This is a genomic window from Borreliella kurtenbachii (genome assembly GCF_030437945.2).
Classification (GTDB): Bacteria; Spirochaetota; Spirochaetia; order Borreliales; family Borreliaceae; genus Borreliella; species Borreliella carolinensis.
Genome location: NZ_CP179514.1, coordinates 22,903 through 30,460, shown reverse-complemented (window position 1 = coordinate 30,460; position 7,558 = coordinate 22,903). Strand labels below are relative to the sequence as shown.

8 protein-coding genes are annotated in these 7,558 nt (G+C 28.1%); 1 reads left to right on the top strand and 7 read right to left on the bottom strand.

Annotated features, from left to right (window positions below):
* The 5 genes from QIA22_RS05810 to QIA22_RS05790 all read right to left on the bottom strand — a co-directional run bounded on the left by QIA22_RS05810 (nucleotide 1) and on the right by QIA22_RS05790 (nucleotide 4,476).
* Nucleotides 1-1,353 carry a PBSX family phage terminase large subunit gene (locus QIA22_RS05810; RefSeq protein WP_367611929.1) on the bottom strand — a complete coding sequence of 451 codons (1,353 nt, stop codon included), beginning with the start codon at nucleotides 1,351-1,353 and terminating at the stop codon, nucleotides 1-3.
* The gene (locus tag QIA22_RS05805) at nucleotides 1,350-1,916 is read right to left on the bottom strand and encodes a DUF603 domain-containing protein (RefSeq protein WP_367611783.1); all 567 of its coding nucleotides are present in this window, start codon (nucleotides 1,914-1,916) and stop codon (nucleotides 1,350-1,352) included. Before QIA22_RS05805 ends, QIA22_RS05810 begins: the two co-directional genes overlap by 4 nt.
* A 179-nt stretch (nucleotides 1,917-2,095) precedes the next feature.
* Nucleotides 2,096-2,635, bottom strand: coding sequence for a DUF643 domain-containing protein (locus QIA22_RS05800; RefSeq protein WP_367611827.1), 540 nt, complete (start codon nucleotides 2,633-2,635; stop codon nucleotides 2,096-2,098).
* Between the two features lie 197 nt (nucleotides 2,636-2,832).
* Nucleotides 2,833-3,900 carry an ErpC protein gene (locus tag QIA22_RS05795; RefSeq protein ID WP_367611781.1) on the bottom strand — a complete coding sequence of 356 codons (1,068 nt, stop codon included), beginning with the start codon at nucleotides 3,898-3,900 and terminating at the stop codon, nucleotides 2,833-2,835.
* A 27-nt stretch (nucleotides 3,901-3,927) separates the two neighbouring features.
* Complete coding sequence (locus QIA22_RS05790) at nucleotides 3,928-4,476, bottom strand: Erp family outer-surface lipoprotein (RefSeq protein WP_367611779.1); 549 nt, start codon at nucleotides 4,474-4,476, stop codon at nucleotides 3,928-3,930.
* 430 nt (nucleotides 4,477-4,906) lie between these two features.
* Between QIA22_RS05790 and QIA22_RS05785 the strand changes: the two genes are divergently transcribed.
* Nucleotides 4,907-5,683: a tyrosine-type recombinase/integrase gene (locus QIA22_RS05785; protein WP_367611777.1), complete on the top strand. Its 777-nt coding sequence runs from the start codon at nucleotides 4,907-4,909 to the stop codon at nucleotides 5,681-5,683.
* Nucleotides 5,684-5,688: 5 nt separating this feature from the next.
* Here QIA22_RS05785 and QIA22_RS05780 read toward each other — a convergent pair whose 3' ends face one another.
* Nucleotides 5,689-6,114, bottom strand: a complete 426-nt coding sequence (locus tag QIA22_RS05780) for a DUF261 domain-containing protein (protein ID WP_367611775.1) — start codon at nucleotides 6,112-6,114, stop codon at nucleotides 5,689-5,691.
* Between the two features lie 51 nt (nucleotides 6,115-6,165).
* Nucleotides 6,166-7,548: a DUF244 domain-containing protein gene (locus tag QIA22_RS05775; RefSeq protein WP_367611825.1), complete on the bottom strand. Its 1,383-nt coding sequence runs from the start codon at nucleotides 7,546-7,548 to the stop codon at nucleotides 6,166-6,168.
* Between the last annotated feature and the right edge of the window lie 10 nt (nucleotides 7,549-7,558).

The following is a 7,558-nucleotide window of genomic DNA, read 5'->3' as shown; positions in this document are numbered from 1 at the left end:
TTACAAAAATCTTTGATTGCCAAAGTGAACACTTCTCTCTCTATATCCTAAAGACAACATCAAATATGCTGCAGATATTGCATCAAGAGCGTCATCATGGGTTTTGTTATCTCCTTTATACGAATAAATATCATTAAATACAGAAGAGCTACTGTATTTCGTAATGTAAAGTTTATTGTAAGTAAACGGCGTAATTAACGTTGTTATTCTGCTAAATTTATTAGATTTTGGCTTAACCGGGACAATTCTAAAATATTGACTCATATTATTTCTTAGCAACATGTATTCACGAGTCAATCCACCAGCACCTTTTGTATTGTCTCTATCTTCTAAATAAAGTGTATGTACATTAAAATTCTCTAAAACGGTCTTTACCATATTCATAATATACGGGTCATTGGCTGGTCGTTGGTCTTGAAATACAAAAGCATAATACTTGTCATCAACCCGCTCCATAACACATAATGCAGTGTTATCCCCGCCAACACTAAATGCTGGGTCTAAATATGCTATCGGGCTAGTAAATACATAATCATTAGTAATATTTATTTGTGTAAAAATTGAATCAGTGCTTGCTATCCATTCACCTAGCAAAACTCTTGCTTTATATGATGGTATATCTTTATATAGCTTTTCTTGTGTTTCGATAAATCCTTTGCTGAGCAGAACATTATCATAAGTCGTAAAATTATATGTCTTAAAAGTTGCTATATTATCAATATAATCAGTTTTGAAATAGTGTTCTGGATGATCGGGATTAGTATCAAAAATAATAGTTTCTTGTCCACACCTTAGTCTTTTTAAGACTTCCTCTAAAGTTTGCTTGTGTAAAGTTGTAGCCTCATTGACAAAAATAAGTGCTGAATTGCTACCCCTAAACCTTTCAAAATCACTTGCCTTATCTCCACCGTATAGATTAATACGCAGTGAATCAATCAGAATATATGAATTATTTGTATGTCTTGGAATATAAGGAATTTTAAGCAGTTTGCATAGCTTTTCAAATTGCCCCAAAACATTAACTTCAACTGAACGTTGTGAATTACCAATAATGAAATTATTCGTATCACTTGAGTATAACTTTTTATTTTCAATTAAACTTTTGAGAAAAAGATAACAGGCAAGATATGTTTTACCGCTAGCTATACCGCCGCTGAGTATAATCTTTTTCTCATTATTCTTTTGAATGCTTTTTATCACATTTTTTTGTTTTAAAGTTAACTGTTCTTCTTCAAACTTAGCAAAATTAATTGAAGAATTTGTTAGATTTACAAATTGTGATATATCAACTCCATATTTATTTTTGTATTCCTTTTGTAGTGTTGTAAAAAGTTTTGTTTGATATAAGTTCACTTGTGCCCTTTACTATTTTTGTAGTTACTTTTGCTTTCAGCTTCATTAACCGTAGCAAGTTTTTTCATACATTCATAGTAAAGCTCCATTTCTCTTATTGAACACTCCTTTATATATTCATCAAGCTCGCTTTTTAAAGAATTAATTTCTCCATTAATAAATTGCTTATTTTTTTTACTACTTGCTTTATTTAAAGCGTCAATTTCGGCTCTTAAATTTTCTATTTTAGTATGCATACTAACAAGCTCAATACTAGAATATTGCTTAAATGCATTTATAAATCCTAATTCTAAATTAGCCCGCTCTAAATCCAATTCGCTTCTAACTTTCCTAGCGTTAACTTCTGATCTAAAGGTTTGTGACAAAAGGTGTTCAAGAGTGTCTTCACTAATTGATAATCTAGAGTCATCGCTAACAGAATTTTCCCCACTTTCCCATTTTTTCCTCATCCTCCACACATTTACCCTAGAAACTCCCAATTTATTAGCTATTTCCCTATCATCTAACGATCCTTCTCTAAAATATGCAACATAATCATCAAAAGATCTTTTAACTTTTTTCAAAAAAATCCTCTAAAATAACAAAAGTAATAAATTGTTACTCTAAATAGTAAAGCAATTTATTAATTGTTAACATTAACTGATAACTTCTTGATATTTAGCGGGGAATATTTGTTAGCTTTTATTGATTTAGTTCGCTGCTATTTCTATAATTTTTGATTTAGAAATAGCAGTTCACTAATTTATTGCATATTACTATAAATTAACTCTACTTTTTCGGAAAAATCTTTCATCTCATTCATAAGATTTTTACTTGTGAAAAGTCTTTTATCATAATAGTGTATACTCAAAAATAAAATATCTCTAAATTCTTCAATCGCATCTATTTGAAAGTCTAATTCTGATACTTTTTCTCTTATCCCATTAAGAATTTGATAAACAAAAATCAAAAATTCGATGGATTTATCTTCTCCTAATCTTTCTAAACATTTTTCTAGCATTCTTTCCTTGTAGCTAAAATCAACTTTGAAACTTTTAAATTTTTTTATTAGATTTTTTCTTTTCAAAGTGTCTTTAACAAATTCTTTTTCCGATTCTAAAAGAACACTTTTTCCGGTTTTTATTACGTATTTTTGCATTCTTTCAACAGCACTGTATATTTGTCTTTTTTGCTCTAGAGTTATTTGGCTAGTTAAATAGAGCTTGTTTATAAGTTTATCTATTTCTTTTTTTGTTTTCTTATATAAATTATCATAAAAATCTGAAATCTCATTTATATACATCATAGCTCTAGAGAGTATATAAATAAACAACATTTTTAACAATAGTTTTTTGCACTTTTTGAATGAAAATTTTTATCGAAAACATTTCTATATTCATAATAATGAAATCTACAAAAAAAATAACAACTGGTCATTTTTTTACTAGCTGTTATTTTGTGTATATAAAATTTAATTACATTTAAAAGCATCCAATATAATTACTGACTGTCACTGATGTATCCTTTAATTTCTTCAAATTTAGAACTATCTTCAAAATAGCTTTTAACTTTTTCTAATTCTGATTTTAATTTTTCTAAATCTTCTTTAATTTCGCTAACATCTACACTTTCTTTTAATTTAGGTTCACTACTTCTAGTATCAAGAATATATGATTTATTGCCTTCATTTAATTTATTTCTTAATGTATTTCTAGCATCACTCAATTCTTCCAATAGCTTTCCTAATCCTTCATCTACTTCATCCTCTAAATCCCCCCAAGTTGTTCGTATAGAATTATTTCCATTGGTAAAATCATCATATACTGGCCCCGTAATTTTATCTATAACTTCTTCTGCTCCTACAATTGTTTTATCTTTTATACTATCAATATCTTTATTTATTTTATTTATTTTATCTGTAAGATCTTTAATCTTATTTTCTACTTTCTTTTTTTCTAATTCTTGTTGTAGTTTTTCCTGTTCTTGTCTTTGCTTTTCTTCTTGTTCAGCTTTTCTTTGTTGCTCTTCTTTTTCTTGCTGTCTTTTTTGTTCTGCTGCTTTTTCTTTAGCTTCTTTTTCTAATTTTTCTTTTTCTAATTTCTCTTGTTTTTCATTGTTTTGTTCTTCTTTTTTTTTCTCCTTAGTATTTTCTTCTTTGCCCTCTTGTTTTTCCTCTTTCTTCTCTACTTTTTCTTTTTTACCACTATCTTCCTTTTCTGCTTCAGTTTTTTCTACTTTCCTTTCTTCTTGTTGACCACCACTTTGTTGTTCTGCCTTTAATACCGGTGCATTATCTTGCCCACTTGCCGACAATACTGGTGACGGATTTATTACACCATTATTAGGATCATCGCCCTGCATTAATTCTTCTTCTTGTAATTTTTTTGCTACTTCATCCGCTTTTGAACCACTTGAAGTAATTTTATTCTTTGTTGGATCTAAAATCTTATCTACAAATCCTTGAACTTTCTCACCCGCATTTTGTTTTATATCTTTGCCAGTTGCAAAATTCTTGCAAGAAATTATCAGTACAAAAACAGCACAAATAATAAATGTTTTTTTATTCATAATCGTTCTCTCCTATATTTCTAAATTCTATTTTAAATTTTTTTTAAGCACCTCAAGTGGTATTGCATATTCAGCAATTCTATCTTTATCATCATCTTCTTCTTCTCCACCTTCTTCTTTATTAATTTTATCTCCTAAAAATGTAATATATTCAGAATCATCAATTTTTTCTATCTTTGTTTTTATCTCTTTATTTTGGATACCATTTGCAATACTTTGTTCGTCCTTATATCCATAATACAGACTAGCTTTAAATGTTCCCTCTTCGGTCATTGCTTTTACAAAGTTATTAACTTCTAGCTCTTCTAATGAAAAGAATCCAGAAGAGTGTCCTGGGTTAACATTTAAACCCGTTGCAATACCATCTTCTTCTTTTTTTTCTACAACCAAAGTTCCTAAGTCTCTCCAGTTGCCACTTTTATCTTTATTTTTAATTTTTACAGTAAATTTAAAGAATTCTATTTTTTTAACTTTTGGTTCACTATTACTTTGCTCATCATATATAGATAAAGTATTATTCTTACAAGAACTTATCATCGCAAAAATAGTAAAAATAACAAACATTTTCCTATTCATAAATTTCTCCATAAGTCCTAATCATAACATAATCTCTAATAATTGCAATATTTCAAAGATTTAAATATATAGTTTTGTTACATTCACCTGTTACATATTAACAAAACACAAATGTAATTTTAACCAACTCCCAAAAATCTCTCCATTGCAAATGCCCAGTTCATTATAAAAGACTACAAAATGCATACAAATTAAATTTGAAGGTCTTTGCTATATATTACACAAAGTATTATATCTTTCTTGTGTGCCCCACTCAGAAATTGACTCTTATGTTTATTAAAGCCTCCCTACAGCCCAGATTTTGCATGCAATGAGAACACCCATAATTTGACTAAAATTTTTTGTTTTTGGTACAATATAAATTGCTTTTTTCATCTATTTTTATTACTTTTACTTAATTTAAAAGTAACGCCTAGAAGGAGCTTGTCTTATGGATATTAATAATTATTTTAATTTAAATAATAACAATATAGATTTTATACTCAAACTATTACAAGATCATCAAAAATTAATACATGAAAACAAAATTCTTAAAAATTCACTAGAAAATTCATCTAAACGCAAAAAAGAAAATTCAAAACCAACTCCTAAGTTTTTCTTGACTCCAAAAATTATTAAATTAATTCTAAAATGCGCCAAAACATTAAAACAAATTGATCCAATTTCTGGGTGGTTTGTGCATCTACTCTTAATAAGTGGGTGTAGGGGCACTGAAATGCAAAAAGTAAAAATGCAAGAGATTGCTCCCTTATTAAGCAAAACTGGAAAAACTTTATATACTATTAAAGTAAATGTGGCAAAAAAAAGAAATGTCGCTTGTATTAGAGAAATTGTCATTAGCTCCGAAGAGTTCCAGGCCATCCAAACAGCACACAAAAATCATTTTGAAGAAAAAACTCTTGATACACGACGCACTTATCTTTTTCAAAAAAGCAAACATAAGTTTAAAGACAACCAAATTGATATTATACATATTTCTAAAAAATTCAAAAATCTTCTTAAAAAATCAGGATTTCGTGTAAATAAATCACTTCACTTATGTAGAAATTTATATATTTCAAATTTGAAATCTAATGGTTACAATTCTTTTCAAATTAAAGAGCTTATGAAATATTCTTCAACCAATGAAATTGATAATATCTACGGACTCTCTTCTGCTAATAAAATTCAAGCTTACGAATGCACTAAAAAGTGCCTTAAACTTTAGCAAAACTATTTCAGTTTAAATATTCGTTTTGAAGTTACTTTAAATATTTTCCCACGTGGTTTTAAGTCAAGTGAATCATATAATATTTCTTTATTTTTTGTTGCTATAAAATGATATCCATTAACCTTATCGATTTTAACTTCACTTATTTCAAATTCATTAACTGTACCCCAATAATTTAAAGATTCATATCTTACACTACTTCTAATTCCGTAGTAATTAAGTATCATGCATGGATTTATAATAAAACAATTACTCTTAATGTAGCCAAGCCCTATAAATCTATAATATGCTGCATTTATCTCATAAGCATTAAATTCAACCTTCTTAAATAGACTTGTATAATAATGCAGACACAAAAAGTAACAACCCCATTTTTGTATCTCTGGTCTTAAAGTTCTATTGTCTTGTTTTATTTTATTAATAAGCATTGTTTACCTCTCCTATATTAAATTATTTCTTTAATTTTTTAGTGCTCCCATTCACATGGGGACACTAACACTATTTGTAAATGCTATATTGCTAGGGAAAAATACTGTACCACTTGTTGGCAATAGCCCCTTTAATCTATCTGATATTGCCCTTTTCTTAGGATCAAGAGTAAACACAAACTCTCCAAATCTATAATTTACATGCTCAATTAGTGGACATGTATTCGTAATATTGTAAATTAGCATTTTCAGCCTATCTTTATAAGGTTTTTCTCTTTTTTTATTTTCGTTTTGAATTCTATTTAATTCTTTTTGTACACTATCAATCTCCATTAAATCATACGCAAGATTTTCAGCAGATTGATTATCCTTAATTTCAAGATCTACACAATCAACATATTCTATAAATTCTCTTGCCCAATCAAACTCAACTCCAGAATTATAAAAATCACTCCTTTCTACTAAATCTTGGACAAGCTTTATAAACACATCCTTGTTAAAATTGTGTGCTATTAAGTATTCCTCTCTATAGTTACTATAAATATCTTTTTTTAAATTTATAATTTCTAATTCACATTTATTAATAAATTCAAACACTTTTGATATTAGGGCCTCATTTCTTTTAATCTTACAGTTAATTGGTGCAGCATCAATTAAAAAGAATAAATTACAATACTCAAGTCCAGTACATGCTAGCTGCATTTGAGCCTGCACATAGTATTTGAAAAAATACTTACTGCTTAAAAAATTGCCATTTTTATTGTACTCAGCAACAGCACTACTCATATAATGAGAGTCGCTATTTTTAATCTCTAAAAGTTCTAAATCGCCATTATTATTAATAAACCAGCCATCAATTGTTGACCCCACTAAAGTTTCTGAATTTCTCATTTTTTTGAAATAGTTATACTTATCAACTCCATTGGCATACTTGTTTTTATACAAAATATCAATATTATCACCATGTGCTTTAACAAATTCTCTAAATCCTAAATTCTCTAGCTCTTTGCCCTTTAGCATATATAAATTCTCTTCAAACGGTAGACTCATTCCAAAATATTTAAGCACTCTGTTTATCATTAAATCTTTTAACCCCGCACCACCAATTAGAATATTGCCTACTTCGCTAGCACCGTATTTATCAAGCTTGTTTCTTTGCACACTAAAATCAATATTTCGATTAAATCTAAAACATTCTTGACTGCTTATTCCTGGCAATTTCTTGCCTATCTTACTTAATTTACTTTTTTCTTTAATGGGAGAAGATTTTTCTTCAAATATTTCACAACCAGTAAAACTTTGTTGACTAACACAAAACATTTTAGACTCTCCTTGAATATTATTTTGAATATTATTTTGAATATTATTTTGAATATTATTTTGAATATTATTTTGAATATTATTTTGTATTTCTTGATTATTATTGTTTGACATGTTTGTCATA

Excerpts from the sequence above, each read along its gene's own strand:
- QIA22_RS05800 (WP_367611827.1), bottom strand. The coding sequence starts at position 2,635 with ATGTATATAAATGAGATTTCAGATTTTTATGATAATTTATATAAGAAA.
- QIA22_RS05795 (WP_367611781.1), bottom strand. The coding sequence starts at position 3,900 with ATGAATAAAAAAACATTTATTATTTGTGCTGTTTTTGTACTGATAATT.
- QIA22_RS05790 (WP_367611779.1), bottom strand. The coding sequence starts at position 4,476 with ATGAATAGGAAAATGTTTGTTATTTTTACTATTTTTGCGATGATAAGT.
- QIA22_RS05785 (WP_367611777.1), top strand. The coding sequence starts at position 4,907 with ATGGATATTAATAATTATTTTAATTTAAATAATAACAATATAGATTTT.
- QIA22_RS05780 (WP_367611775.1), bottom strand. The coding sequence starts at position 6,114 with ATGCTTATTAATAAAATAAAACAAGACAATAGAACTTTAAGACCAGAG.
- QIA22_RS05775 (WP_367611825.1), bottom strand. The coding sequence starts at position 7,548 with ATGTCAAACAATAATAATCAAGAAATACAAAATAATATTCAAAATAAT.